At 41.3% G+C, this 26,996-nt stretch carries 24 protein-coding genes; 12 read left to right on the top strand and 12 right to left on the bottom strand.

The window, feature by feature from the left end:
• The first annotated feature begins 17 nt into the window (after positions 1-17).
• The 7 genes from AYJ08_RS00190 to AYJ08_RS00160 all read left to right on the top strand — a co-directional run bounded on the left by AYJ08_RS00190 (position 18) and on the right by AYJ08_RS00160 (position 8,479).
• Complete coding sequence (locus AYJ08_RS00190) at positions 18-1,028, top strand: FecCD family ABC transporter permease (protein ID WP_064016108.1); 1,011 nt, start codon at positions 18-20, stop codon at positions 1,026-1,028.
• The gene (locus tag AYJ08_RS00185) at positions 1,021-2,079 is read left to right on the top strand and encodes a FecCD family ABC transporter permease (RefSeq protein WP_064016107.1); all 1,059 of its coding nucleotides are present in this window, start codon (positions 1,021-1,023) and stop codon (positions 2,077-2,079) included. The genes AYJ08_RS00190 and AYJ08_RS00185 overlap by 8 nt, the downstream gene beginning before the upstream one ends.
• 129 nt (positions 2,080-2,208) lie before the next feature.
• A complete protein-coding gene (locus tag AYJ08_RS00180; RefSeq protein WP_064016106.1) occupies positions 2,209-3,201 on the top strand; it encodes an ABC transporter substrate-binding protein in 993 nt (330 codons plus the stop codon).
• Between the two features lie 279 nt (positions 3,202-3,480).
• Positions 3,481-5,073 (top strand): spore germination protein, encoded by a 1,593-nt coding sequence (locus AYJ08_RS00175; RefSeq protein WP_064016105.1) that lies wholly within the window; start codon positions 3,481-3,483, stop codon positions 5,071-5,073.
• 21 nt (positions 5,074-5,094) lie between these two features.
• Complete coding sequence (locus AYJ08_RS00170) at positions 5,095-6,207, top strand: GerAB/ArcD/ProY family transporter (RefSeq protein ID WP_064016104.1); 1,113 nt, start codon at positions 5,095-5,097, stop codon at positions 6,205-6,207.
• The gene (locus AYJ08_RS00165) at positions 6,182-7,483 is read left to right on the top strand and encodes a Ger(x)C family spore germination protein (protein WP_064016103.1); all 1,302 of its coding nucleotides are present in this window, start codon (positions 6,182-6,184) and stop codon (positions 7,481-7,483) included. The genes AYJ08_RS00170 and AYJ08_RS00165 overlap by 26 nt, the downstream gene beginning before the upstream one ends.
• Positions 7,484-7,618: 135 nt before the next feature.
• On the top strand, positions 7,619-8,479 hold the full coding sequence (locus AYJ08_RS00160; RefSeq protein ID WP_064016102.1) for a DUF2087 domain-containing protein: 861 nt from the start codon (positions 7,619-7,621) through the stop codon (positions 8,477-8,479).
• Between the two features lie 85 nt (positions 8,480-8,564).
• Here AYJ08_RS00160 and AYJ08_RS00155 read toward each other — a convergent pair whose 3' ends face one another.
• The gene (locus tag AYJ08_RS00155; RefSeq protein ID WP_064016101.1) at positions 8,565-9,512 is read right to left on the bottom strand and encodes a nucleoside hydrolase; all 948 of its coding nucleotides are present in this window, start codon (positions 9,510-9,512) and stop codon (positions 8,565-8,567) included.
• Between the two features lie 3 nt (positions 9,513-9,515).
• The gene (locus AYJ08_RS00150) at positions 9,516-10,487 is read right to left on the bottom strand and encodes a nucleoside hydrolase (protein ID WP_064016100.1); all 972 of its coding nucleotides are present in this window, start codon (positions 10,485-10,487) and stop codon (positions 9,516-9,518) included.
• Between the two features lie 239 nt (positions 10,488-10,726).
• Here AYJ08_RS00150 and AYJ08_RS00145 point away from each other — a divergent pair, with 239 nt between their 5' ends.
• Both AYJ08_RS00145 and AYJ08_RS00140 read left to right on the top strand, forming a co-directional pair.
• Positions 10,727-11,308, top strand: coding sequence for a biotin transporter BioY (locus AYJ08_RS00145; protein WP_064016099.1), 582 nt, complete (start codon positions 10,727-10,729; stop codon positions 11,306-11,308).
• A gap of 554 nt (positions 11,309-11,862) precedes the next feature.
• Complete coding sequence (locus tag AYJ08_RS00140; protein WP_064016098.1) at positions 11,863-12,510, top strand: tetratricopeptide repeat protein; 648 nt, start codon at positions 11,863-11,865, stop codon at positions 12,508-12,510.
• A 159-nt stretch (positions 12,511-12,669) separates the two neighbouring features.
• On the opposite strand, the gene AYJ08_RS00135 is transcribed toward AYJ08_RS00140, so the two are convergent.
• A complete protein-coding gene (locus AYJ08_RS00135) occupies positions 12,670-14,964 on the bottom strand; it encodes a thiamine pyrophosphate-dependent enzyme (protein WP_064016097.1) in 2,295 nt (764 codons plus the stop codon).
• 17 nt (positions 14,965-14,981) lie between these two features.
• Positions 14,982-16,001, bottom strand: a complete 1,020-nt coding sequence (locus AYJ08_RS00130; RefSeq protein ID WP_064016096.1) for a 2-oxoacid:acceptor oxidoreductase family protein — start codon at positions 15,999-16,001, stop codon at positions 14,982-14,984.
• A 312-nt stretch (positions 16,002-16,313) separates the two neighbouring features.
• On the opposite strand from AYJ08_RS00130, the gene AYJ08_RS00125 reads away from it, so the two are divergent.
• Positions 16,314-17,423 carry an acyltransferase gene (locus AYJ08_RS00125; RefSeq protein ID WP_064016095.1) on the top strand — a complete coding sequence of 370 codons (1,110 nt, stop codon included), beginning with the start codon at positions 16,314-16,316 and terminating at the stop codon, positions 17,421-17,423.
• A gap of 85 nt (positions 17,424-17,508) precedes the next feature.
• Here the strand turns inward: AYJ08_RS00125 and AYJ08_RS00120 are convergent, their stop codons facing one another.
• The 3 genes from AYJ08_RS00120 to AYJ08_RS00110 all read right to left on the bottom strand — a co-directional run bounded on the left by AYJ08_RS00120 (position 17,509) and on the right by AYJ08_RS00110 (position 21,334).
• Entirely contained in the window at positions 17,509-18,045 is a 537-nt protein-coding gene (locus tag AYJ08_RS00120; RefSeq protein ID WP_064016094.1) for a hypothetical protein, read from the bottom strand.
• A 105-nt stretch (positions 18,046-18,150) separates the two neighbouring features.
• Complete coding sequence (gene cls / locus AYJ08_RS00115) at positions 18,151-19,596, bottom strand: cardiolipin synthase (protein ID WP_064016093.1); 1,446 nt, start codon at positions 19,594-19,596, stop codon at positions 18,151-18,153.
• An 847-nt stretch (positions 19,597-20,443) separates the two neighbouring features.
• Entirely contained in the window at positions 20,444-21,334 is an 891-nt protein-coding gene (locus AYJ08_RS00110; RefSeq protein WP_031411017.1) for a LysR family transcriptional regulator, read from the bottom strand.
• A 143-nt stretch (positions 21,335-21,477) separates the two neighbouring features.
• Between AYJ08_RS00110 and AYJ08_RS00105 the strand changes: the two genes are divergently transcribed.
• Positions 21,478-22,434: a DMT family transporter gene (locus tag AYJ08_RS00105; protein WP_064016092.1), complete on the top strand. Its 957-nt coding sequence runs from the start codon at positions 21,478-21,480 to the stop codon at positions 22,432-22,434.
• Positions 22,435-22,565: 131 nt separating this feature from the next.
• On the opposite strand, the gene AYJ08_RS00100 is transcribed toward AYJ08_RS00105, so the two are convergent.
• Positions 22,566-23,507, bottom strand: coding sequence for an alpha/beta hydrolase (locus tag AYJ08_RS00100; RefSeq protein ID WP_064016091.1), 942 nt, complete (start codon positions 23,505-23,507; stop codon positions 22,566-22,568).
• 155 nt (positions 23,508-23,662) lie between these two features.
• Between AYJ08_RS00100 and AYJ08_RS00095 the strand changes: the two genes are divergently transcribed.
• Complete coding sequence (locus tag AYJ08_RS00095; protein ID WP_064016090.1) at positions 23,663-24,046, top strand: hypothetical protein; 384 nt, start codon at positions 23,663-23,665, stop codon at positions 24,044-24,046.
• A 52-nt stretch (positions 24,047-24,098) separates the two neighbouring features.
• Here AYJ08_RS00095 and AYJ08_RS00090 read toward each other — a convergent pair whose 3' ends face one another.
• The 4 genes from AYJ08_RS00090 to AYJ08_RS00075 all read right to left on the bottom strand — a co-directional run bounded on the left by AYJ08_RS00090 (position 24,099) and on the right by AYJ08_RS00075 (position 26,910).
• Positions 24,099-24,860 carry a hypothetical protein gene (locus tag AYJ08_RS00090; RefSeq protein WP_064016089.1) on the bottom strand — a complete coding sequence of 254 codons (762 nt, stop codon included), beginning with the start codon at positions 24,858-24,860 and terminating at the stop codon, positions 24,099-24,101.
• A gap of 131 nt (positions 24,861-24,991) precedes the next feature.
• A complete protein-coding gene (locus AYJ08_RS00085) occupies positions 24,992-25,195 on the bottom strand; it encodes an aspartyl-phosphate phosphatase Spo0E family protein (RefSeq protein ID WP_003339057.1) in 204 nt (67 codons plus the stop codon).
• 177 nt (positions 25,196-25,372) lie between these two features.
• On the bottom strand, positions 25,373-25,594 hold the full coding sequence (locus AYJ08_RS00080; RefSeq protein WP_064016088.1) for a hypothetical protein: 222 nt from the start codon (positions 25,592-25,594) through the stop codon (positions 25,373-25,375).
• Complete coding sequence (locus AYJ08_RS00075; RefSeq protein WP_031411030.1) at positions 25,591-26,910, bottom strand: helix-turn-helix domain-containing protein; 1,320 nt, start codon at positions 26,908-26,910, stop codon at positions 25,591-25,593. The genes AYJ08_RS00080 and AYJ08_RS00075 overlap by 4 nt, the downstream gene beginning before the upstream one ends.
• Between the last annotated feature and the right edge of the window lie 86 nt (positions 26,911-26,996).

Raw genomic sequence — 26,996 nt, 5'->3', positions numbered from 1 at the left:
AGAGAGGGGTCTCTGTCATGTCTTGTTTATTGCAGAGCCGCCGAGCCAAAGTCTGGGCATTATTGACCGGTATCTTGTTGCTGTTAGTCTCTATGCTGATGAGTATCTTGTTCGGCTATCATATGTTTACCTTCCACATGTTGCTCGATATGCTATACCAATTTGATGGTTCAAAGGAACATCTCCTTCTCAGAGATGTTCGATTACCCGCAGCTTTTATTGCAGCCAGTGTAGGGGCTAGTCTAGCCATTGCTGGCGTTTTAATGCAAAATCTAACAAAAAATCCGTTAGCCTCACCTTCTTTATTCGGTATTAATGCTGGTGCAGTACTGTTTATCGTGCTCACTCTATTTTTCTTTGACTCGGATTTAACCCTTACACAGATGGTCTGGATCGCTTTTGTTGGAGCTGGTGTGACTGCCGTGCTGGTACTGATTCTAGGTACGATGGGCAAGGATGGTTTTTTGCCTATCAAAGTAACATTGGCAGGAGCGGCTGCTTCAGTATTTGCTTCCTCATTTACCTCAGGAATTATGCTCATAAATAATGAATCGTTAAATCAAGCCTTATTTTGGCTAGTAGGCTCTGTCACTGGACGAAAAATGGAGCATCTTACCACGGTCTTACCTTATATGGTGATCGGTTGGATTATTGCTCTGTGTCTCTCACACGCGCTCAATTTAATGGCAATGGGTAATGATATGGCAAAAGGCTTGGGCTTACATACTGCTTTTGCTAAGCTTCTCATCATTCTTGTGGTGATTTTATTAGCAGGCGGCTCTGTTTCCTTAGCTGGTCCAATTGCTTTTGTGGGACTGATTATCCCTCATATCTGCCGCTATATTGTTGGAGTTGATCATAAATGGCTGATTCCATTTAGCGGGCTAATCGGGGCTATTTTATTGGTTTCAGCCGATACTGCCTCTCGATTCTTATTGATGCCAAAAGAGGTTCCCGTTGGCGTAGCCACAGCATTATTAGGCGTCCCATTCCTTATTTATATCGCTAGAAGGAGTAGCTATGAGTAAACCATCTCTTGTGCATAAATTTATAACCATTCGGAGTAATAAACCAGCCCTCTCCGCTCAGCTTTCTATTCGTGATTTACTTGTATTAGTTATCCTATTTTTGGTATTGATTGTCTGCACACTACTAAGCATTGCCTTTGGCACGACTCGAATTCCTATACCAGATATCCTAGCCACGTTTGTAGGTGGAGATGTAACCAATCAAATCGTCATTTTGGAATTACGAATGCCAAGAACATTAATGGCCATTATGATTGGTGCCGCTCTAGGCGTGGCCGGCGCTATTACGCAAGGAGTCTTCCGCAACCCTCTCGCCTCACCCGATTTATTAGGTGTGACAGGAGGAGGCTCAGTGGCAGCCGTAGCCTTTATGACATTTAGCAATGGGCAAGCTAGCATCCATTGGCTACCGCTTCTTGCTATTGGCGGGGCCTTTGCAACAGCCTTCATCAACTATTCATTTGCTTGGAGAGGTGGCGTTTCGCCTTATCGACTTGTATTGATCGGCATCGGAATTTCTACGGCCATGTCCGCTTTAACCACTTTTTTATTAATAAGTGGCCCAGCACATTTAGCTTCTCAGATTCTTGGCTGGTTGACTGGTACCATTTACGGCACATCCATGAAGCATGTCATAGCTATTTTGCCCTGGATCATCTTTTTTGTACCCCTCGCTTGGCTACTAGCTCGCAGACTGAACGTGCTGACGCTAGGTGATGGAATCGCAACCGGATTGGGCAATCCTGTACAGATAACCCGTTTTTTGCTCATTCTTATCAGTGTAGCACTCGCTGGAGCCGCTGTAGGTCTAGCCGGAAATATATCATTTATTGGACTTACTGCACCCCATATTGCTCGGCGCTTAGTCAGTTCGCTTTATGGAGTGTTAATACCAGCCTCTGCTCTATTAGGTGCTGTTATTTTAGTGCTAGCTGATCTTGCAGGCAGAATGCTATTCTCTCCCGCCGATATACCTGCTGGAGTCTTTACCGCAATCATTGGGGCACCATTCTTTCTCTATCTACTCTATCGCGGACACGGAAAAAAGTAAGTATATACAATTTATTCTGGAAATTATGTTGACATGTACCATTTATTGTATATAAAATATATTTGATAATGATTATTGTTATCATTTGTTTTTTTCAAATTTAGAACAATGAAGGGGGAGAGTCAATTCATGGTTCAAAAAAAATGGTTTCAAATTCCTGCATTGATGCTACTTTGCATGGTATTTTCTCTTCTTGTAGCCGGTTGTGGCGGCACAATCAACACTGCAACATCAGCTCCAGCAAAAACCCCAACAGAATCAGCAACAGCATCAGGTGATCCTTACACCATAGAACACGCGATGGGCAAAACAGAGATAAAAGGGACCCCGCAACGAGTCGTTATTTTAACCAATGAAGGCACAGAAGCACTTTTAGAACTTGGGGTAAAACCAGTAGGTGCTGTTAATTCAGGTGTTGGCGATGGCTGGTATCCACATATTAAAAGCGAAATGGATGGAGTAACCGAGCTAGGCTATGAATCACAGCCAAACATTGAGCTAATTGCATCCTTAAAGCCTGATTTAATCATTGGAAACAAGGGCCGTCAGGAAAAAATCTACGATCAATTGCAAAGCATTGCACCTACTGTATTCTCTGAAGATTTAGCAGGTCAATGGAAAGAAAACTTCAAGCTGTACGCAAAAGCTTTAAATAAAGAAGAAGAGGGTAAAAAATCCATGGCTGCTTATGATAAGCACGTGGAAGAGATTAAAGCAAAACTGGGCGATAAGGCTAATATAAAAGTATCCATTGTACGTTTCTTGCCAAATGCAGTACGTATTTATCAAAAAGACACGTTCGCCGGCGTAATGCTCAAGGATTTAGGTGTTGCCCGTCCGGCTGCGCAAGATAAAGATAACTTTATGGAAGTCGTTACGAAAGAACGCATTAATGACTTAGATGGCGATGTCATGTTCTTCTTTAACGCAGATTATGATGAGAAAAAAGGCGGAACCAAAAACCAACAAGAATGGATGAACGATCCACTCTTCCAAAGCCTTAACGTAGCGAAGAAAAATACAGCTTTCCAAGTAAACGAAATTATTTGGAACACATCTGGTGGTATCAAAGCTGCTAATAAAATGCTAGATGAGTTTTTAGGCTTCGTTGAAAAATTGTAGGTTCCATGAGTAAGTAAACGTTTAAAAAGCAAGGAACATATCAAAACTGGGTGAATCCCTGTGGCTCCTAACTAGGAGGACAGTGGAGACACCTTTTTTTATTTTGTTATTTCGTCCTCTTATAGCGGACTAAAGCACCTTGTCGATCCCCATTAAAAGAGGGACTTCCAAGCTGGCCTGCATGTTTTACCTATAAAATACAAATACTTCCTATTGACTACCAGAAAGCTAGGTATCTGACTACTCTTTGGTTTATTACTGCGATACAAGGGGTTAATTATGTCCACTTTTTTTCAGCGCGCAAAACAGATACGACAGAAGCATCTGTCTGCTAAAAACAATTCAAAAGACAGTGCTCCCTTTTCATCAGATTTATCGCGATCTCTTTGTCAATTACAAGATGTTTTTGGAAAAAGCTACGATGTCTCCACACGCGAAATCTACCTGAATCAATTACAAAAAAAAGCGGCTATTCTCTATGTAGAGGGAATTATTGATAAACAACAATGGAAGGAGTTTTTATCCCCTTTTACCTCCAATCAAAAAAAGGCAAAGGACCAATCAGCTCAGACAAATTCAGAAGCAACGACAGCTCCTTCCATCGAGCAACTAATTACTACACTTGCCGTTTGTCGGAAAGTAAAAACGTATGCACGGCCCTCTGATTGTGTAGAGGACATTCTTCGTGGATATACGGCACTGTTAATCGACTCATATAATTGTGCTTTTCTACTGGATACAGCCTATTTTCCCTCTCGTCCCATGGAAGAACCGGTCACAGAATCAGTTATTCGGGGACCAAGGGTTGGCTTTGTAGAAACCATCGCTGATAACGTTGCCCTATTGCGCCATCGTATACGAAATCCTAAATTAACCTTCCTTTCCCAAGAAATTGGGGAGATTGCTCCTAAAAAGGTAGTAATCTCTTATATAGAAGGAATTGCAAACCCTGCTTTAGTGGATGAGGTAATACGTCGCGTGAGCAACACTATGATTGATGATCTACAAGAATCCAGCTATTTAGAGCATTTGATTGAGGATGATCCTTGGTCGCCGTTTCCATTGATTCAAAGCACGGAACGACCCGATCGTGTGGAGGCTGCTTTATTAGAAGGAAGAGTATCCATTTTAATCGATGGATCACCTTTTACCTTAATTGCTCCCGTTACCTATCCCATGCTGCTGCAATCCCCTGATGACTACTACCAGCTTTGGTATATCGGGTCGATCCTGCGATTTTTACGATATATTTGTGTGTTAATCTCGTTGTTTCTTCCCTCTCTCTATGTATCACTGGTCTCTTATCATCAAGGGCTGATTCCCATGCGGCTCGCCTTTACGATTGCTGGGACACGAGAAGGCGTACCTTTTCCAACAATCATTGAAGCATTAATCATGGAAATTACTATCGAAATTCTGCGTGAAGCGGGCTTACGCCTCCCTAAGCCTTTAGGGCAAACGATTGGAATTGTTGGTGGTTTAGTTATCGGGCAATCGGCTGTAGAAGCAGGGATTGTAAGTCCGATTATGGTCGTGGTGGTGGCTCTTACTGCTATCTCATCATTTACTATTCCTCAATATGAAGCAGGGATTGTCATTCGTTTTTTACGTTTTGGAATGATGCTATCTGCTGCTTTTCTAGGATTGTATGGGGTCATTTTGTTCTTTATTATTCTTACCTCTCATTTGGTAAAGCTCAAGAGCTTCGGTGTCGATTATCTAGCACCTTTCACACCGATCATGACCAAGGATTGGAAAGATTTTATTTTACGCCTTCCTCACAAATTGTTAGTGAGACGCCCTCAAATTCTTCAACCGCTTGATACGAAAAGAATAAAGAAAAAACCTCGGGACAATTCTACAAGGAACTAAACAAAGGAGGTACGAGAAAGAATGTCACTTAATTTCCAGCCTAAATTCTCTGGTCTTGATGTGTCCACTTTTATTGCATCTATGGTCATTGGGGTATCTATTCTGACTTTACCGCGTGTTGCTGTTGAAGCAGTAGGGACAGCTGATGTCTGGATTGATGTACTGGCTGGGGGGATTTTAGCAATGATAGCCGGCTATTTTTGCGCCAAATTAAGCCAACAGTATCCCTCGTATCACTTTTATAGAATAACCCAAATTATCGCAGGAAAATGGGTAAGCTCACTGCTAATTCTCATCTACTCCCTTTTTTATTTTTTCTTATGCGTCTATGAAGCACGGGTACAAGCTGAGGTTATTCGTCATTTTTTGTTAGACCAAACGCCTATTCATATGACGATCATCTGCTTTTTATTGGCAGGATTATATTTGGTAATGGGTGGTGCACATCCTATTGTGCGTCTGTTCCTTCTCTATTTTCCGGTCACGATCCTTATTTTATTTTCTATTGTTCTCCTTAATTACCAAAGCTTCCAGATTGAAAATTTATTACCAGTTTTAAAAGATGGCTGGATGCCTTTGCTCCATGGCATGCCAGCCACTTCCCCCTCCTATATGGCCTTCGAGGTGATTATGTTTTTGACTTATATGATGAAATCTCCTGCAGATTCCTCGAAAAGTGTAGTAATAGGTCTTGGCTTTGCTACTCTGATCTATACAACAATTACCGTGATGGTAGTAGGAACCTTGACTGCCCATGAGGTGAAAACACTGACTTGGCCCACGATGGAGTTCGTCAAGCAGATCGAATTTCCCGGCGCCTTCTTTGAACACTATGAATTGTTTTTTATGGTCATCTGGGTATTTAGTATTTTTACTACTTTTGTCTTTTGCTTTTATTTGGTAAGTCTAGGTTTAAGTCTGCTTGTACCGATACGGCTGCCTTTGCTACAAGTATTGTTGACCCCGCTTTTATATGCATTCGCCATGGTACCGCAAAATTTAGACCAAGCCTTTTCATTAGGCACGCAGCTTGGTTATGCTTCAATTATAACATCCGTTGTCATTCCAATTTTATTGCTACTCTGCTCAAAATGGAGGAAACCTGTCAATGCCCAACAAGAAAAACAAACATAATTGGGTGGCATGTGTGCTCACATTCTCTTTAACCCTATTGATATCGGGGTGTTGGGATCGTCAGGAGATTGAAGATTTAGGTATGGTCATTGGAGTTGGAATTGATTCTCCCCAGAAGGGAAACGATTCTGATTCACAGCAAAACGAAGAGGGAGAGGAGGGGGGGTCATCTGCTGCTGACTCTGAATCAACACAGCAGGAAGATGATGCTGGCTCAGGCACTAAGGTGAATCAAAAAATCCCCATTCTCTTAACTCATCAAAATGTTTTACCTAAGGTTCTGGTTGGCACTGCTAAAGTAACTGGCACCCAGAAGCAAGCCTATTTTAATATTTCTGGTGAAGGTAACTCGTTCTTTGAAATAATCCGCAATTTTGCTACCAAAAGCTCCCGACCCCCGTTTTTTCTGCATGTCAAAACGATGGTGATCGGGGAAGCTATCGCTAAAAAATTAAGCCTAAACAAAATGCTAGAGTACTTTTTACGCGACACAGAACTTCGCAGAACTGTACTAGTCGTGGTAGCCAAAGGTCGAGCTATTGATATATTGAATAAAAAACCACTTAATGAAACGCTTCCCGCAGTCGAAATCCTAAGTATTCTAGATAATGTCAGAAAGAGCTTAGATATCGCCACCCCTGCTTCACTCGGGTATATTTCAGAGCATATGACAATGAAAAACAGCTTTATGATTCCGCGAATAGAAACATTAAACAAGACCATGAAGATATCAGGAGCTGCTCTTATTAAAGGTGACACCGGAAAAATGATCGGATGGTTAGGCGATGAAGAGGTACGCGGTGCCAATCTGCTCATAGGAAGCGGAAAATCGAAATGGGAAAAGCACGCGGGTCTGATTAAAACTACTCTGCCTCCAAATAACAGCATGATTATCTATGAAATTCGTACCATTTCAAGTAAGGTAACTCCCAACGTCCAAAATGGAAAAGTCTCATTCTCTGTACAGATAAATCTGAATGGACGAATCGGCGAAGATTGGTCTAAAACGGAAAACAGCTTTGAAGACAGCTATCTTGAGAAGGCTGGAGAAGCTTTTGAGAAAAAGATCAAGGAATTAACGAGAAACACGCTTAACAAGCTCCAAAAAAAATGGAAAATAGATGTTTTGGAATTTCACAAGGCTCTGTCTATTCACTATCCAGATGTTTGGAAAAAAATGAAGGACAATTGGGATGATGAATTTAGCAAAGTTCCTGTTGACATTCAAGTAAAAGTGCATGTAAGAGAATTCGGGTTAAAGGGCGCAAAACATTAATACTCTAAACTACATGATCAAAAACAAAACCCACAGGGTCACTACCTTTGTGGGTTATTCATACGTTTATCTTGACTAAAAACAAACAAAATATTAATATGTCTATAAATAAACAAACGATTGGAGTTTTCATCTATGGATATTTTAGCTGACTTGTTTTGGAAAGCATCTATGGAAGAAATAAAAAATGGCTATGTTTACAATGAAAAACAAGAGAGCTTTACATGTCTAGTTTGTGGTCAGACCTATGAAGAAGGCATTATTTATCCAATTGGTGACAATTGGTATGAAGCAAAAAAAGCCATGAAGCACCATATTCATGACGCTCATACCTCAATGTTTCACTTTCTTCTATCACTGGATAAAAAGGTGACCGGTTTAACCGACGTACAGCGTCAGCTCCTTGCCCAGTTTTATGAAAGACAAACCGATGCCCAAATTGTCCAAAATAGCAAAGGACGAAGCAATTCCACTATCCGTAACCATCGTTTTATGTTAAGAGAGAAGGAAAAGCAGGCCAAGATTTTTCTTGCCATCATGGAATTGCTGGGAGAAGCTAACCAGTCTCCCCCCAAATCAAACACTGGCTCTGCTTCTTCAGTCGAAACCACATCACCCAAGAAAAAAATCCGTGAAACGAAAAGTCCTTTTCTAGCTGTTCCACCTACTGTTCGATTTCAAGACGAGCGTTTTGCTATGACAGAAGAAGAATATCAAGAAATCTTACGGACGTACTTTCCTAATGGATTGGATGGAAGGATAAAGGAATTCCCACTTAAAGAAAAGCGCAAAGCAGCAATTTTGCATCATATCGTAGGTCGTTTTAAGCGCAATACACTCTATACAGAAAAAGAGGTAAACGCCATACTTACAACCGTCTACGAAGATTACGCCATCTTACGCCGCTATTTAATTGAATATGGCTATATGGATCGCAAGGCAGATGGCAGCTCGTACTGGCTCATTCCATTTACACCGCAACCGCCAGCAGAGTAACAGCAGCAGGAGCAGATACATTCTGCCTGCTCCTACTGCTGACTAAATAAGATTTGATCCGCATCCTTCCTCCAAGCCTATCTTCCTATATGTTGTTTTTCGTTATCACCTGCTGTAGGAAATGGGAAACAAAGCGGTTAACATCTACTTGTAAGCATACATCCATATTTGGCGATTGCTTTGGAGGATCTCGTCTGTCACCGATGGTCCTGCCGATAGAGGCCGAGCCTTCCGTGTCCACCTGTACGTACATTGGCGATGCTTGAACAAAGGACGGATCAATAACCACCCCTACTGCTAGAGGATCGTGTAAAGCGCATCCTCCGAGGTAGGGGTTAATTTTAGCGTAGGCATCCATATAGAATTCGCTACAAGATGCTAAGAATTTGCCTACTGGCGTGCCCGACTCTCTCCACATTTGTGTATGTTCCTTGGTCAGCAGGGTTTGCATAGTAACATCTAGCCCTACTAAGGTAATCGGTATACCTGATTGAAACACAAGCTCTGCCGCCTCTGGGTCCGTATAAATATTTGCTTCCGCTACCGGGGTTACGTTTCCTGGAACTGTAACTGCTCCCCCCATAATGACAACTCTTTTTACGAGTGAAACAATCTCAGGGTCCTTCATAATGGCCAAGGCCAAATTGGTTTGGCTAGCAACAGTAATAAGCGTTACTTGCTTCGGGTATTTACGAACTTGCTCAATGATAAAGTCAGCAGCATGCTGGTCGATAACCGTAGCTTTTGGCTTGGGTAAATAGGTATTCCCTATACCGTCCTCCCCATGTATATGCGTAGCATTCGCCTTTAAAGGAGAACGTAGCAATGGTTTCCCTGCTCCTTTTGCCACAGGGATATCCGTCGCTCCTAGAATCTCCAGCACTTTTAGCGTATTTTCTGTCGTGATATCCACAACGTGATTTCCAAAGCTAGTGGTTAGGCCTAGAACGTGTAAAGCAGGCGATTGTATCGCATACGCAAGCGCAAGCGCGTCATCAATTCCTGTATCGACGTCTAAAATAACGTATTTCATTGATTAATTCCTCCCGCTCGCATCCATCGTTAAGCTAGTAATCCAATGCTGTATGAAACGCTCACTGTCTGCCTTTACACCCGTAAGCACTTTTCGTCCAACGCTCGCTGTTTGTCGTAAATCGGCGATCAGGGCTCCGCGTGAAACCTCCCCCTTACATTCCACTTGAACAAAAGTCTCTTCGGTACGAATTAAGGTACTATCTAGTGCCACACCAACAGCTAACGGACCTTGCATCGCAATTGAGGGCTGGCACTGCTCGGCAGCTTCACATTTCCCAAATTGAAAACGTACCATCTCTTCTATAAAAGAAAGCATACGTTCTGTATGTTCTGTTTTTTTGTGGAGTAATTGATCTAGGTGTCTAGCTGTAATCCGTGTTGGTTGAGTTATATCTAAGCCAATGATCGTAATAGGCAAATCGGCTTCTAACACAAATAAGGCAGCTTCGGGATCTCCCCAGAAATTGAATTCTGCGGCTGCCGTTACATTCCCAGCTACACGAATTGCACCACCTGCAATGATCACCTGCTTTATCTTTCTTCCAAGAGAAGGGTCCTTGGCAACCGCATTTGCTAGATTTGTGAGGCGCCCCATCGTGACAATAATTAGCTCATTTTCGAATTCTTTCGCTTTCGAAAGGATAAAATCACTAGCTGACATTTCCAAGGCCGCTTGCTTGGGCTCAGGTAAATTAGCATGACCCAGCCCATTCGTACCGTCATTTTGCCCATAGCCGATCTCTTTACGAATCAATGGCTTACAGGCTCCTTTTATTACAGGTACCTCGTATCCTGCTTGTCCGGCTTCTATTACCTGTAAGGTATTATAAATGGCTTGGTCCAAGCTGACCTGTCCTGCCCCAGTAATAATGCCTTCCACACGAGCCTCTTTCGCTTGCAATGCATATAAAATAGCTAGTGCGTCATCAATGCCGGTATCTACATCTAGTAACAACCGTTTTTGGTCTGCCATCGTCCCACTCCTGTCGTTAGAAAAAAGCTAGTTTTTCATGATCATAAACCCTCATTATCTCCAAGTGTACCATATTTTCTGCCCTACCATGCCAAGCTAGGCATCTTGCATTCTGGCTTCCTCAAATATTCAAATTCTTCCTTCTATCGCATCCCATTATTTACAGCGAAATATTCTTTTGATACAATTTTAGTAAACTCAGATATACTATTTGTTTACATTAAGAATCGAGGTGCCTCATGCAACATCGCAACGAAAGCTTACGAACTTATATGGTCATTGCTATTTTTACTGCGATTACTGCAGTATTTGCACAGATTACCATTCCCTTGCCAATCGTACCCATTACTGGCCAAACTCTAGCTGTAGGCTTAGTGGCAACAGTGCTTGGAAGTCGCTATGGCACTGTATCTATGGTACTTTATGCCTTGCTAGGAGCAATTGGCGTACCAGTGTTTGCAGGCTTCTCTGGTGGTCCGCAAGTATTGATCGGCCCTACCGGAGGCTTTATCTTTGGCTTTATTGCTACTGCCTTTATAATGGGCTACCTTTTGGAAAAAACAAAATATACCTTCCCTATGGCATTGATTGCGAATCTACTTGGGATGGTAGTCACCTTCCTCTTCGGTGTAGTCCAACTGAAGCTAGTCCTGAACCTAAGCTGGACTGGTGCAATGGCTGCAGGGGTTACTCCCTTCATCGCTGGTGGGATTATTAAAGCAGTGCTGGCTGCTTACGTAGGTATTATTCTGCGGAAACGTTTCATTTCGATTGGGATGTTAAAAGGAAATCATTCTATAGATCATGTGTCTAGCAATTAGTCAATTAGTTGCTGAAAAAAGATTACAGCAACAATAGCAAACGGCAAGAATACGAACAAGGCTACCTGATATTTTTAGAGGTAGCCTTGTTTTTTCTTTAATGACCTGAATATTTTTTCAAACAAATAATTCTCCTCGTGCTTTAGGATTATTTCCGTGTTTCTTCTAAGCAACTCTGATAAAGCCAAAGGGTATATTCACCTTTTTTACATCAAAAGGTAAGCTCGTACGAATCAATGCTTTCCTAGCACCTTTAGCATTTTGTATATTTATATAGAGTAGTCATCCCAAAAATTGTAATCGAATCTATTTAGCATCTAAATTGTTTTCCCAGTTCCTAGAGCTTTTTTATAAATAGAAACTCCTCTCCTTCTTGTCCCACGAGTCATGTGCACAGGACTCATATATACAGCTCATAAGTAAGAAGCATGAAGCTGATAGGTGATATTCAAGTATTTGCTTTTGGAAGAAAAGGACTAGGTCTGGATGGTTTTCAGAGTTCTCTACACGAAAAATGGGAAACAGTATGAAATCCCTCTAGAAAAGGAGATATTATGGAAAAGAAAGAACTGTTCAAGAAGATAGTAGATTTATCACCAGCTCATGATATAGAACAAATTGAATATTTTATAGATAGCTATCTTCAGCTTCATCCCACTGACATTGACATATTGATTCGTGGTGCAGTCTTAGTTTTAAGCCCCCCTGTTGCTGATGTATACAAAAGCTTAGATTATTTAGAAAAAGCGGTCACCATCGACCCTACTAATCATAAAGCTTGGTTTATCCTTTCCCATATTCATGAAACAAGACTGGGAGGTATCGACATCAGGGTCTTCGATCAGCTTTCTACGTTACATTCAAAGGAAAAAGAAACCCAATCTATCATTGAATTAATAAAAGGATGGTATTATTGTAAAATTGATGACCTAAACAATTATAAAAGCCACCTAGAGAAATCAATTGATTTAGCACCTAATTTTGTTTTTAATCGTGTAGAATTAGGAAAGCTTCTATTAGACCTAGGGTATAAAACAGAAAGTAAGCATCAATTTAAGATAGCTCTTAACAACGTAGTGAAAATATACAATATTGAGGAACCCATTACAGATCTAACTGATTATGAAGAATTTATTAATGAGAACATCAAAGGCATATACCTTACAGATATAGTTGTTGCTGGTTATAAAAGATATCTTTAAAAACCTTACTACGTACATATTAGAGATGAATGAACAAGTGTAAATTTAGAACAAGAAATAGCTACTACATTCTCTTTCTATCCTCTAAAAAATCGTATAAAAACCCATCTCAAGCTACAACCAGAGATGGGTTTTTTCCTAGACAATTCAATTTGGTTTTTATAAAAAAGGACTCTCGTGCTTCGCTTTCAGCATATTCCAGCGACGTTCTACCTCCGCTTCAAATTCCTTGAGTAAGGATTCATTCCCAGGGCGCAGCAGGTGTCTCGTTTTCCCTAATAATTGAAGCCATTCTGTCACTGGTACACGTTTGTTTTTCTCTTCCGGATTAAACGTGATTTTAGTTTTTCCCTTCTCTACTTCATATAACGGGAAGAAGCAGCTAGTAACGGCCGTTTCTACGATAGATTTCCCCTTATCCTCTGGAGCTTTCCAGTTTAGAGGACAGCTAATTAAAATTTTGCCGTAAACCGTACCGACATGCTGTGCATACCATTGTGCTTTTGCCGCCTTTTTAATTAAATCCTGTGGAAAAGCCTCTGTTCCTGTAAAAACATAAGGAATGTTGGTTGCCGCCATGATTTGTACCGTATCTTTATGGTGGAACGCCTTCCCTTGTCGCCCTTCTCCAAGATTGGAGGTAGATGTCATATGCCCCATTGGCGTGGAGTACGACATTTGCGATCCTGTATTCATGTAGCCTTCGTTATCATATTCCAAGATGATTAGCTTATGATTGCGTAATGCTGTACCAATTGCAGGTCCCATTCCAATATCCATACCACCGTCACCAGAAATCATGATGAAGGTTACGTTGCTCTGATCTACCTCAATTTCCCCTCGGCGTATGCGTTCCCAGAACATCTCCACGACACCTGAGAGTGTGGCAGAACCATTCTGGAATAGGTTATGAATATAATTAACCTTATGAGCAGAATATGGATAACCCGTCGTTACAACCATCGCACAGCCTGTATGGAAGAGAACAACAATGTCACCCTCAATCCCTTTAAAGAACATTTCTAATCCAGAAAAAATTCCACAGCCTGGGCAGGCGCCGTGACCTGGGGCGATACGCTTCGCTTTTTTGGTCAGCATGCGCATTGGTGGTACTTTTACTTTCAAGTCACCGCTCTCTTCATCTTGAGTAACTGTAATAAAGCCACTGGTTTGCTCTTTCGTCAATGGTTCAAGCACGCGTGTTGGACGAGCTTGTTCATCTCCAGGAGTAATGCCATGGTAGTCAAAAGAAGCTACTTTTTCTCCCTGTAATTTTTGTAAGCATAGTGTAAAGAACGCTTCTGCATCTGAAGCATAAAAATCTTTACCTCCCAAGCCAAAAATCCGTGTTAGGATAGTCGTATCAGCCTTAGCGTCCAGCATAGCGGCTTTAATTTCATGACTGATATTCCCACCATGAGCTCCGTAGGAATCCGCCCGCTCCCCTACTAGCACCACTTTTACATGACGCAATGCCTCCTGCACAGCTTTTTTCGGAAAAGGACGGATGATATTTGGAGATACCACACCTGCTTTGATTCCTTTTTCCCGTAAGCTATCTACTACATCACGGGCGGTATCAGACGCGGAGTTTAGCAAAAACAAAGCGATCTCTGCATCTTCCATTCTATATTCATCCAGCAAGCCATAGCGTCTGCCCGTCAGCTCCTCAAACTCCTTAGCCACATCAAGGAACACCTGCTCCGCCTCGTACATGGCTTGTGACTGCTGATATTTGTTATTGATATAATCAGGATCGTTCATATATGGACCGATGGTAGTCGGGTTTTTCACATCAGTGGAATCAACATAGACCGTATTCTCCCCGACAAACTGGGAAACATCTTCTCTATTTGTAAAATACTGCACGCGCCGCTTCTGGTGTGAGGTAAAAAATCCGTCCGAGGCTACAATTACGGGTAAACGAACATCTTGATGCTCGGCTACACGTAGAGCAAATAGATTCATATCATAGACGGCTTGCGGGTCCTTGGCCAAGAGAATCGGCCAGCCTGTATTAAGTGCATAGTATAAATCAGAGTGATCTCCCCGTATATCCAATGGTCCTGACACTGCTCGTGTTACTAGATTTAAGACCATCGGGAAACGGGTACCGGATTGAACGGGCAACTGCTCCAGCATATACAATAATCCATTTGCTGAAGTGGCATTGAATACGCGTCCGCCCGCCGTAGAAGCTCCATAGCAAATCCCAGCCGATCCATGCTCTCCATCTGCCGGAATCATGACGATATCATGCTCCCCATTAGCTTTCATCTCGTCTAGATATTCAGCAATTTCTGTTGACGGAGTAATCGGAAAATACCCCATTACATGATAATTGATCTGAGCTGCTGCTTTCGCTGCCATTTCATTACCAGACCTGAAATCAACAGTCTCCGCTGCACAGGCTTTGGGTTTTTGTTCTGGTGACGTTGTTGTATTTACACTCATGTCCCTAGCTCCTCCCTTTACGCTCTTACCATTGCAAATGAATGTTTAACGGCATGCTGACGTGCATATTGTTCTTCTTCTCGTTCACGAGTTAGCGATCCAGTTGGACAAACCTCCACGCACTTCATACAGCCCTTACAATATTGATAATCGATACCACGTAAGAACTGTTGAGGACGACCGCGTTTATCTTCGCCCTCTTCCCATACAAAACAGAAATCTGGGCAGTGCATTTCACAGGCTGCACAGTGAATACATGTCTCTTCGTTAAAATGCGGTAGATAGCCTTGGCGAGAGGCACTCAGATCCTTTAACACCGAGTTACCTGGATTTGTAATCACGCCCCCGATCGGCTGTGTTAGATAGCCAAGCACCGTCCCCGTGCTTCTTTGAATAGAGGACTTTCCTTCTTCCATATTTGTTGCCGCGAATGTTGTGATGGTCCCTTCCGCATATCCTGCATCAAATGTGCGTAGATTAGACTCAACTAGCTTAGGATACTTGATTTCGAATGTTTCACGAATAATCTGTCTGACAGCCTCTGGACGTAGAAAATCTACAACTCGGCATAAGGCGCCCATCATCGCTGTATTAATGCGAGTTTTTTCACACAGAGAAATCCCTAAAGCGTCTACACATAGAATGGTTCCTGCGAGTAGCCCTGTTCGTTCTTTGATTTCTTCAGGCGTTTTCGTCGTATTAACGATCAGAATACCGTCTGATCCTAGACCAGCCGTACAATCCTGTGTCGATAGCATTGCTTCATGAAATACACCCACTACATGCGGTTCATCAATAGGGGAAGTTGCACGTAATTTCGTTTCAGGATTGGCAAAACGGACGAAAGCTTTTACGGGGGAGCCTTTTTTCTCTGACCCGTAGGAAGAAAAATTGGAGCCATTCAGCCCCAGATGAATAACGCCAGCTTCTGCCAGCATTTTACCAGCTAAATTTGCCCCCAGTCCCCCGATTGATTCCAAACGAATTTCGTATAAGCCCAACTCATTCATCTTTGTCAGCCTTGTTTGTGCATTCAATTCTTACACCCTCCCATTGTCCCTATGTAACATCCCATATATCATTACCTTGACTTACCTGATCTAATGCCGGTTTAGAAACTGTGTTAGTAAATGCTGCTTTTTATCTTTCTATCTTTCGTCATTTTAAGTTGTATTGCTAAGAAACATTGTGAAAAACCTCACACAGAAAAAAGTTATGCTTCCGTTCCTTTTACATTTAGTAGGTAATCAGCCTTCTCCAGCTCTTATTTCCATTAGGTAGATATTGAATTGTAATAGGGAAGTTATGTAAAATAGAAAAGTATGACATTTATGAAAGAGGAAACTATTGTGGAGAATCGTTTAAGAGAATACGATTTTATTCGAGTCTTGTGCGTGCTGGGCGTCATCGCCATCCATGTGACATCGCATTTTGTTACTCGAACTGATTTCGCTTTTATTTGGAATCAATTATCACGCTTTGCTGTCCCCATGTTCATGCTTTTATCGGGATTCTTTCTTTTTTATCAGGATCGGCAGCTACAGCTTCACCAACGACCATCCATGATAAAGCGTATGAAAAGACTGATTATTCCTTACATCTTATGGACAATCATCTATGCGCTGTATACCCAAAGTGGGTTACTTCATAATCAGAATTATTTCATGTGGACCGATTATTTATTCAAATCATTATGGCAAGGAAAAGGCTATGTCCATCTGTACTTCATGTTAATTGTCTTTCAATTTTATTTGTTGTATCCATGGCTGCGCTCTTGGTATTATCGCTCACCTAACAGCATGCTCTTCGTTAGCTTTATCCTGACAGTAGGCATACAATCGCTGATTTACCTCTCGCAGCATGCTAAGGTTGGATTTCTCCTGCCAAAATTATGGTGGTCCTATAGCATTCCTATACCGGTCTGGATTTTCTTTTTCACGGCCGGCATGTTTTTAGCCCAATGCAGAGAACACTGGGAAAATTGGCTCAAAGGGAAAACCTTATGGCTGCTTCTGGCTTGGGCCCTTACATTTGGCCTGGTTGTGATGGATACAATATGGTCGCGTACCTATACCCTGTCTATTAAGCCTAGCATCATTTTGTACTGCTTCATTTGCTTTTTCCTTTTTTACAATATGGGACGTTTGTTTTATCAGAAAAAAAATCCGCTTCATTCTATCTTCAATTGGATTTCGGAGCAATCGTTTTTGATCTTTCTGTTGCATCCCTTGTTGCTATCCTATTTATCCTCATTAGCTGTGGCAAATAAGCTTCAGTTTTTGTGGAGAGGGAACCTTGGGATTGTAAATCAATATTTGATTACGGTCATAGTCACTTTGCTAATTACCTACCTCTTGTCCCGCTTTTCTTGGATACATCTTTTGGGCGGGGTTCCTCCAAAAAGGCGAGCGAAAGGCATAGCAGCAAATGTAACTCATACACCCAAACAAACAATCTGAATGTAAACATCGCTTTCGATACAAAAAAGATGCTTGAAATAACTTCCTTAGTCATTTCAAGCATCTTTGTATTTTCCTATTGCCATCATGGGTTATGAATTGCATTGTATTCCTCAATCAGCGGATTTGCATCATAATCCCGAGCTATCTTCCATTGCTCGCCCTCTTTTACCAAATCCATCTGTCCATTCGTTTTTATGACTTTATTCTGCTTACCGTCAGCATAAGTTAATTCCAGCTCCATGTTATAATGGTAGGTTATTTTGTCCATTTCCTCGGCGGCTTTCTCCATAGTCAGCTTCTTGAGCTTGATGTTAGCTTGCCTCCCTCTGGCCACCTCAGAGCTGAGCAATTGTTCACGGTTCTTCACATGCGATTCAAAGGCTTTTTCAGTTAGATAGGGTTTGACCTCATCGTTCATTGCTGCAAGTTCAGTCACATTCATCTTTTGTACATCTTTTCTAGTCTTGAAATCCCCAACCTCATACTGTGCTTTCTTAAAATTCATAGCGATTTCCAAGGCCTGCTGCTCCATTGTGGAAGTCGAACTAGGGGTTGAACAGCCTTGAACGAGCAAAAACATCATCATTACAAGCATACCTGTAATTCTAAAACGCCCCATTAGCATCACCTCCTATGCTTATATTTTATCAATTCCAGATTTCTTTTTCCATTTTTATACAAAGGGCGTGTCCCCTTTGATCAGGTGACACGCCCATACATTTGCCTATAAAATAGGAGATAATAACCGTGCAATCGACTCCTGAAAACGGAGTAGACGTGGACGATTATTGTATTCTTCTAGCGTCAGCTCAGTGCAATGAGAAATATCCTGTAAAAAGATTTCCTCCAGTTTTCTTGAAGTTTGACTGTCGTAAATAATTGCATTCACTTCAAAGTTGAGCTTGAGACTGCGAATATCTAGGTTAGCTGTACCGACAGTTGCTAAACTGCCGTCCACCATCATTGTTTTTGCATGCAAAAATCCCTTTTCATAAAGATAGCAACGCGCTCCTGCCCCTAATAACTCACCTATGTATGAAGAAGATGCCCACTGAACCAATCGATTATCTGAGCGTTTCGGAATCATGATCCTTACATCAATACCCGAAAGCACAGCGATCTTCAAATCGTTTAATAAGCTTTCATCTGGTACAAAATACGGTGTTTGCAGGTATAGACTCTTTTTTGCAGAATGAATCATTTTTAAATAATTGTATTGAATACGCTGATATCTGGAAGTAGGGCCACTTGTGACTACCTGTAGAGCAACCTGTCCAGACCCCCTCCATCTCGGAAAATGCTCCTCTGTGTAAAGAATGTTTTGACCTGATGCCAGATTCCAGTCAAGCAAAAAAGTGATTTGTAACGACGAGACTGCCAGCCCCTCTATTCGAAGGTGGGTGTCGCGCCAATCGCCTAGCACTTGATCTAGGCCAAGATACTCATTCCCTACATTAAAACCACCAACAAAGCCAATTTTACCATCCACAACGGCGATTTTTCGGTGATTACGATAATTCAAACGGAAATTAAGATAAGGGATAGGGGAAGAGAAAAAGACCGCCACTTCGCCCCCTGCCTGCTTTAATTCATCAAAAAAATTCTTTTTGATGCCAAGCGAGCCAATATCATCATATAATACTCGGACTTTTACTCCTTGTTTTGCTTTTTGTACAAGGAGATCAACTAATCGAGCTCCTAGCGCATCCTGACGAAAGATATAGTACTGCAAATGAATGTGATCTGTAGCCTGCTCCAAGCTGGCAAATAAGGCTTCAAACTTTTCCTTCCCGCTTGTGTATATCTCTACTTCATTGTCTTGGGTAAGTAACGTCTTATTGGTAGTCACATTCATATAGACGAAATCTCGATAAGTCTCCACCGATGCATCCTGATAAACAAGCTTATCCTGCTGAAGCTTCTGTTTTTGCCATCTGACCATATCATTGAGGGTTTTATTTTCCCGCTGATTAATCCGATACAATTTACGACCACTTAAATTGCGGCCCAAAATCACGTATATGAAAAAGCCCAAACCAGGAATAAAAAATAGAACCAAAATCCAAGCCCAGGTAGCCGTGGCATTGCGTCTCTCCAAAAAGATGAGTGCCATCGCTAGGAAAATGTTAATGACAGATAAACCGAGATAAATTTGGCTGATGGGCCCCATGTATAGTTAACACCCCGCTGACTCTTACATCCCTTTATGTTCTAACCTAGATAAGGGTTCATGTATCATTTCTATTTTATCATGTCCTTCGTTTTCCAGCATGTATGGAAAAAAGGAGGCGCCCAATTCATGAGCGCCTCTCACAACCTTCTAGCAGACAATTCTGCAACGACGTCTTCTTCTGTGGTGTCTATGGTGTCTACGGTGATGTCTATGGTGTCTACGATGGTGTCTATGGTGTCTATGGTGTCTTCTGTGTCTTCTACGTCTTCTTCTTCTCAAGTCGCGTAGAGCGCGTCTTAGGAAACGTTTTGCGCGACGGATATTTCTTCTCGCTCTACGAACATCTCTGTTACTGACTCTTCTGTGTCTGCGTCTTCTTCGTCTGTGACATGATGACATAACTTGATCACCTCTACTTGTAGTTTTGGGGAACGGTGGAGAAGATCATAATCTCCTAGACACTTCCAAAACTTAAACAATATCCCCACTAACATACAATGCAAGAGGTATGAGCTTCGATACAGACAGATATGCTGAGTCAAAGGCCTAAATTTTTTTCTACCCAGTTATCTTTCCATGGTGCTTCTTATCAATGAAAATAGGCCTAGTCAAAAGCATAGATTTATGACATAGACGAATGTTTATATATGGAAAAAATCAAATTTCTACTATAAATATCAATTTGTGGTTTAAACCTTAAAATAACCTTAATAACATAAAGCTATTCTTAATTATTACGTTTTTTTATTGTTTTTATCTGATTTCCTTATATAATTTGCCATAGGTTGCAATTCTGTCAAAATAAAATTTTGCATTTCTTCTCACAAATAACGTTCGCCATACGTTATTTTTTTTTATGCATGGAGATTTGCTCCCGATTCTGTTCATGAAACTGATCAATTTGCTGTAAAAAACAGCGCATGGTATTTGTCAGAAAGGAGTCTTTTCTGCGGATGAATACTGTTGTTACCTGATTATATCCCTCAGGTAATGTAAAATGACGGATGGTTCCTTCCGAATGTAATCGCAACACCGTTGATTTTGGCACAAGTGAAACGCCAAGTCCTGACTCTACTACTGCTAAGATCGTTTCCAACGTGCCAAACTCCATTATTTTGGTAGGCGTAATCCCTTGTGTTGATAACCACTGAGTCAATCTCGCCCGATACCCGCAGCCTGATCGGAATACAAGGAGCGGCTTGCTTTTACATTCCTCTAATGTAAGGATACCTTTTCCAGCCACTAACACAAGCTCTTCCTCCATGACATGCTCCTGTACAATATCTGGATGCTGTATAGGTCCACTTACAAAAGCCCCATCTAACTGATATTGCAGTACATCACTTACCAGATGCTGCGTAACTCCTGACACTAAAGATAAATCAACCCGCGGGAACTTTTTGTGATAAGACGATAAGATGATGGGCAATGCCGAAACGGTCTCAACCGAGCCAATCAGCAATGGTCCAGATGGGTCCTCGCTGGTTTGAAAGGACTGCTGCATTTCTTCCATTAGCGCCAGCATTTTTTGGGTATAGCCTAACAGCTTACGCCCGTCTTCATTTAGCGTCACGCCTCGACGGTGTCGATAAAACAGCGATGTTCCTAGTTCCTTTTCTAGCTGCTGAATCCGAGCCGTTACGTTTGATTGAACATAATTTAAGCGTTTGGCGGCCTGGCTCACACTACCTTCCTCGGCTACTATTTGAAAAATACGTAGATCGCTTATTTCCATTCTCTCTTCCTCTTTCTACACCTCACATTTGATATCAATTATAGTGATGGTTAATATCAATTTCAATCATTTTACATGATATTGTTTTCGACATATGATGTTCAACGTAAGATTTTTTAGAGAGAGAAAGGTAGAGAGAGAAAATGAAGACAGACAACATCATGAGGGGAGCCTTCCTTTGCTTGGTAGCAAGTGTAGCTTGGGGAGCTATGTTTCCAGTTGCAGAAAGTGCATTTGAATTTATTGATCCATTTTATTTCTCTGTTATTCGCTATTCTGTTGTTTCCCTCATTTTACTTGGTTTATTAGTCTGGAAAGAGGGTTTAAAAGCCTTACGTCTGGAAGGTCGTGGATGGTCCTTGTGGTTTTTTGGGACAATGGCTTTCACCTGCTACAATCTATTAGTATTTTGGGGACAAAATCAATTAGGGACCTCAGGGGTCATTCTGGCCTCCGTCATGGAAGCATTGATGCCAATGCTGTCTGTGTTGGTTCTATGGATTTATAAATCAAATAAACCAAAACCGTTTACGATTGGTTGCATCGCAGTAGCTTTAGTAGGAGTATTTATGGTAATTACAAAAGGGGATGTAAAAGCCTTTTTAATTGGTGGAAGCAGTATTTTCGCTGTCCTACTTATCTTCATCGGAGTGCTAGGATGGGTAATCTACACAATTGGAGGCAATCACTTTACTACATGGTCCGTTTTACGCTATTCCACACTAAGCTGCGTTCTGGGCACCTTCACTTCGGTAGTAGTGGTTCTATCTCTAACTGGATTGCATATTTTACATGTGCCTACTATGACCTCAATCCTAGCTGCTAGCAATGAACTTGCTTTTATGATTATTTTTGCTGGTGTGATTGCTTTGATTAGTTGGAACGCTGGAATTAAGCTGTTATCACCAATTAACGGAACCTTATTTATCAACTTTGTACCTGTTACCACATTTATCATTTCCGTTATGCAAGGCTATAACATGACTATTTATGATGTAGGCGGCACAATGCTAATCATTATAGCCTTAGTATGTAACAACATGTATCAACGTAAGCAAGCAAAAGAGCTAGTGCCTACACGCGCATCTGTAGTAAAATAAACCGTTTTGCTCTGCTATACGCTTTTCCATCTTCAATGTCTAAAAAAATTCCCCTCGAATGCTTTGCTAAGACGGCAAAAGACAATCGAGGGGATTTGTGTATAACCAAAAAGTAATAACCTAGTAACTGTTTAACCACGCGTACGCTCCACCTGTTTATTGAGCCATTCTAAGCAATCCTGCATGACTTCCTTGCGATTTATGTCATTTAACAGCTCATGTCTACCTTCTGGGTATAATTTATAAGACATTTGCTGCAATTGTAGCTCCTCATACCTTTCTACAAGCTTGCGAACTCCTTTGCCTCGCATTCCTACTGGGTCCTGATCACCTGCAATAATGAAGACAGGCAGGTCTTTCGGTATTCGTTGCAGGTATGCCTCCTGTTGAATCTCGCGTAGCATTTTAAAAAAGTCGCAATAAAAGCTGGTAGTCGATACCCCGCCACAGTAAGGATCGTCAATAAATTTATCCACTTCAATCTGGTCTCTGCTCAGCCAATCAAACTGTGTACGCGGTGACTGAATATGACGATTAAAGCTACCAAAGGCTAAGGAATCGATCCATCTACTGCGATATTGATCCCCACGAATTGCTGTAATTAGCTTGGTGACCCCTAATCCCGCCAGTAATTCTACTCCGCGACTGCCATTACTGCCTGATAATATAATTCCATCTATCAACTGTGAAAATTCATACATATATTTTTGGCCTAAAAATGAACCCATACTGTGAGCAAACAAAAACAATGGCTGATTCGGTTGTTCATCATGAATGATCTGACTAAGCTGAGCCATATTATTGACCATCCATACAAATCCATCGCGTCCCACATATCCCAATTTCTCGATACTACCTGCTGTTTTACCATGTCCGCGATGATCATTTGCATACACCACATACCCTGCATCTGTTAAAAATCTAGCAAATCGTTCATATCGTTTGGCTGTTTCTGTCATGCCATGAGCAATTTGCACAACTCCCTTCACTTCTTCCTGATTGTCAGGAGACCAATGATAAACGAAGAGAGTAAAGCCCTGTTTATCCGTAAAGGTAAAGGTCCTTGATCTCATAACTGATCCTCCTTCCTGTATCTGCCTCACTACAATCAGTGTATCAGGTTTTTTGGGGAAGCGAAATTAAATCAGGTGAAGGCAATAAGCTGTTATGATCGGCTAATATTTTGACCATACTGAAAAGCAAAACGATGAAAAAGGAGCACTCCGCCATGGCACATTTTCAATTTGTCTGGGATGATCCGCTTGTGAAGAGCCATCCACAAATCTGGCAGGGAAATCGCTACCAAATTACTATCGAGCCTTACGAGGACCACTCCTATTTATCATTGTGGGAAAACGGACAAATCGTTCGTTGGATCGATCCGTCAGGCCCTGCTTTTCATTATCAATCATTACATTTTCTACCCTTTTCATCACAAGTGTTAGCCTGGGGGGAACAAACGGTTACCAAAGGTGTAAAGCCCTGCCTTCATTGTCGTAGATACCACTTATTAGACTCCCTAGCAGCAAGAAAAATGCATCCTTATCCCCCACTATGTCGCAACTGCCGCAGTGCATCTCTTATAACCAAATCCTACTCTACTTATCATTAGCTTTGTCTATAAAGCAGAAAAAGAGAGGAGACAACGTCCTCTCTTTTTGATGTTACTTTGTTCCCTCACGCTGAAGTCCATTCTTATCCTTCCATTTTTTATTCAATATCTTTTCGATCTTGCCGCTAACCTTGAGCTTTATTTCATCTGCCTTTTCCTGAGAAAGATGGCCATCCTCTACAGCTTTCTCAATACGCTCCATATATGCTTTTTGTAAAAGAGCTGCCACTGCCTGCTTAGAAACTCCTTGGCTTTGGGCAATCTCATTTAGAGATTTTCCGCTTATCCAAGTCAATTTCAATTGTTCCCTATCCATTTTTAGCAACGTAAGAAGCTCCTGATTCTCCCACGGTGCTAGCTTTCCTCTCCTGATATGCTTTCTCTTCTCATCACGAAAGGTACCTTCTACAAGGCGAGTCGCTCTTTTCGTAGCATGTTCTTTTACTTTCTCAGCACGTTCCTTCGTCATGCTGCCATTCTTTACTGCTTCATCGAGCTTGGCAATGTGTTGCATTTTAAGTAGTTGGATCACTTTTGCTTTATCGACACCGCGACTATTAGCTATGTCTGCCAAACTTTTTCCTTTGTTTAATTCAATAAGCAATTGCTCTCTAGATAGGTGTAATAGGGATTGCAGTGCAGAGTTATCTATGAAGTGATTTCGATGCATGATCTCAGTAGGAAGGGGGACAGGGGCAGCTACAGAATAAATCGTACTTGATGGTAGCATTTCTTGCGTTGCATCAGCAGAGCTTGCGCTAAAAAGGAATGCAGTAGCAGTAAATATCAAACCCCAGGAAGCTTTATATAGCATAAACAAAAACATCCTCTCTAAGAATCAGTAATGGTCACTAAAACAATCCCATCATCTGGGTTCTTAGTTAGGAATGTGGAATTATCAGCAAAAATATACGATATTTCAGCTTTGATTTTTCATGGACAGGATCAACAGTGCTCTCTCTCTTCCATTTGTCTACTCTTCTTATACTGCTGAAAGCGTTGACTTTGTAGTTGGAGCACGTATTCATCCAGTTCCTTGCTTAAAGCCACAACCGTTGGATGAGAAAAACTACCTTTCTCTTGGACTAGAACAACCAGTTGTTGTTGCAATGTGATGACCATGTCTTTGATGGGAGGGGCATGCTTCAATATTCCGCTCACCTTATCTCACAAACCTTTCTCCAGCAATTTAAAATTTTATATAATGATAAAGTAACGTGATAAGTTACAGGTGTTTTCCATTTTTTTATCACTTTTTCTTAAAATAGAAGAAAAAGAGCTGCCACCCAATGTCATGAGCGACAGCAACACCTACTTTCCATTTTTCTATTTTGGCCTAGCTCCGTTATCACAAATTCTTCCCTGATCTGTGTCATGATTATCTTTTTCAGTGCTATTCTCAGTACAGTTGTTATCTTTCTCTTTATCGTTGTTTCCAAGCTCTGTACCGCTGCTGTAATCAATCGGTTTAGCACCATTGTCAGCTAGTGCCGCTGTTGGGGTTGTAAACGCCATTACTAGTCCAATAACGATTAACACTTTTTTCATGCGAATTCACCCTCCTTCCACTCTTTTAACAAATTCCAATAGAGACGCTGTTGTTCTTGAGTTGCATGAATTCTATGTGTTTCAAACATATAAAGCAACTCCCCTAGTTCTTGTTGCTTCTGAAGAGAGAGTGCTTTATTTATTGCTTTTAACAATTGATCGATTCCCTCTTTATACAAAGCTAGTTCGAAATACATTTGAGAGGCAACCTGAAAAAGATTAAAACGATATTTGTTAATTAATATATTCTCCTCAGGGGCTAAACGCTTGGCAAACATCTCAAAAATATAACGTGCTAACAGTGCTCTATTAGCATCTAATAGCTTCCTGATTACAATCGACAGACCTGATTCTCGCTGATCCTGCTGAGATAGCCAGCTTACATAGGTAAGAAGGTTGTCCAAATCACCTGAGGTAATTTCGATCATCATCCGGTTCCCGTATCCGACATTCTGAAACGGTTTATACTTAGAATACAGATCGGTTAGACGCATAGCCTCCTGATAGTCCTCTGTTTCCTTTAGGGCAAAGCTTTTAATCATCAGACAGTGATTATAAATGTCAATATTCTGACCCTTTGCCAGCTTCTCTAAGATATCGGCATAATGCAATACCTTTTCCCAATCGCTTGCAATATAAAAATACATCATTACTCGATCATAGGCTTTGATTTTTTCCTGTAGGGGCAATCGATTAATGACAGATAGTAGCATTACTAATTTTTCATAAGATTCTTTTACATCAAAGCGCATAATATAAAAAATTCGAAAATAGCAAATGGCTAATTGCTCCGAATGATAGTCAGCCTCATTGTTTACATAATAATTATAGAGAAAAAGAGCTTGCTGATACTCTGATTCCTTATAAGTGGGAACTCCGGGATATTTTAGCTCGGCTTGTTCAAAAATAGAATCCGCAATCGTATAAATCACATCGAGCTTTTTATTATCCTGCTCCAACAGCATTTCCAATAGCTGAAACGCTATATCATACTTCCCAACCTCTAGGCAACGCCTTAGAAACTTTTCGTATTTGTCCTTAATAAATACTAAATGGACACTTTTGAGCCGCTGTTCGATGCACTCTCCAAAAAACAGATGATAAAAAGCCCCTTCTTCCAATTCAAACACTACGGTCAATTTGTCTAAGCTCTCCAGCGTAAACGAATGGTTACCATTAATGGCCTTGGTAAATCCGCTTCTTTCAATGGAAATCAGCTGGGCTGTTTCCGCTTGCGTCAATCTTTTTTGTTTCATATGCTTGCGGATCGTATCGCGTAATTCCTCACGCGTCCATTCCAGTTCGGAACGAAACACTGTTCATCCCCCCCAGCTCTCTTTTCCTCCAACATAAATCTACTAACCTAGCCTTAATTTTACAATATTTTACATGGTTTTGCTAC

Source organism: Brevibacillus sp. SKDU10 (assembly GCF_001645205.1).
In the GTDB taxonomy this organism is placed as follows: Bacteria; Bacillota; Bacilli; order Brevibacillales; family Brevibacillaceae; genus Brevibacillus_B; species Brevibacillus_B halotolerans.
Note: the sequence above shows the minus strand (reverse complement) of the source record. Positions and strands in the feature narration are given on the sequence as shown.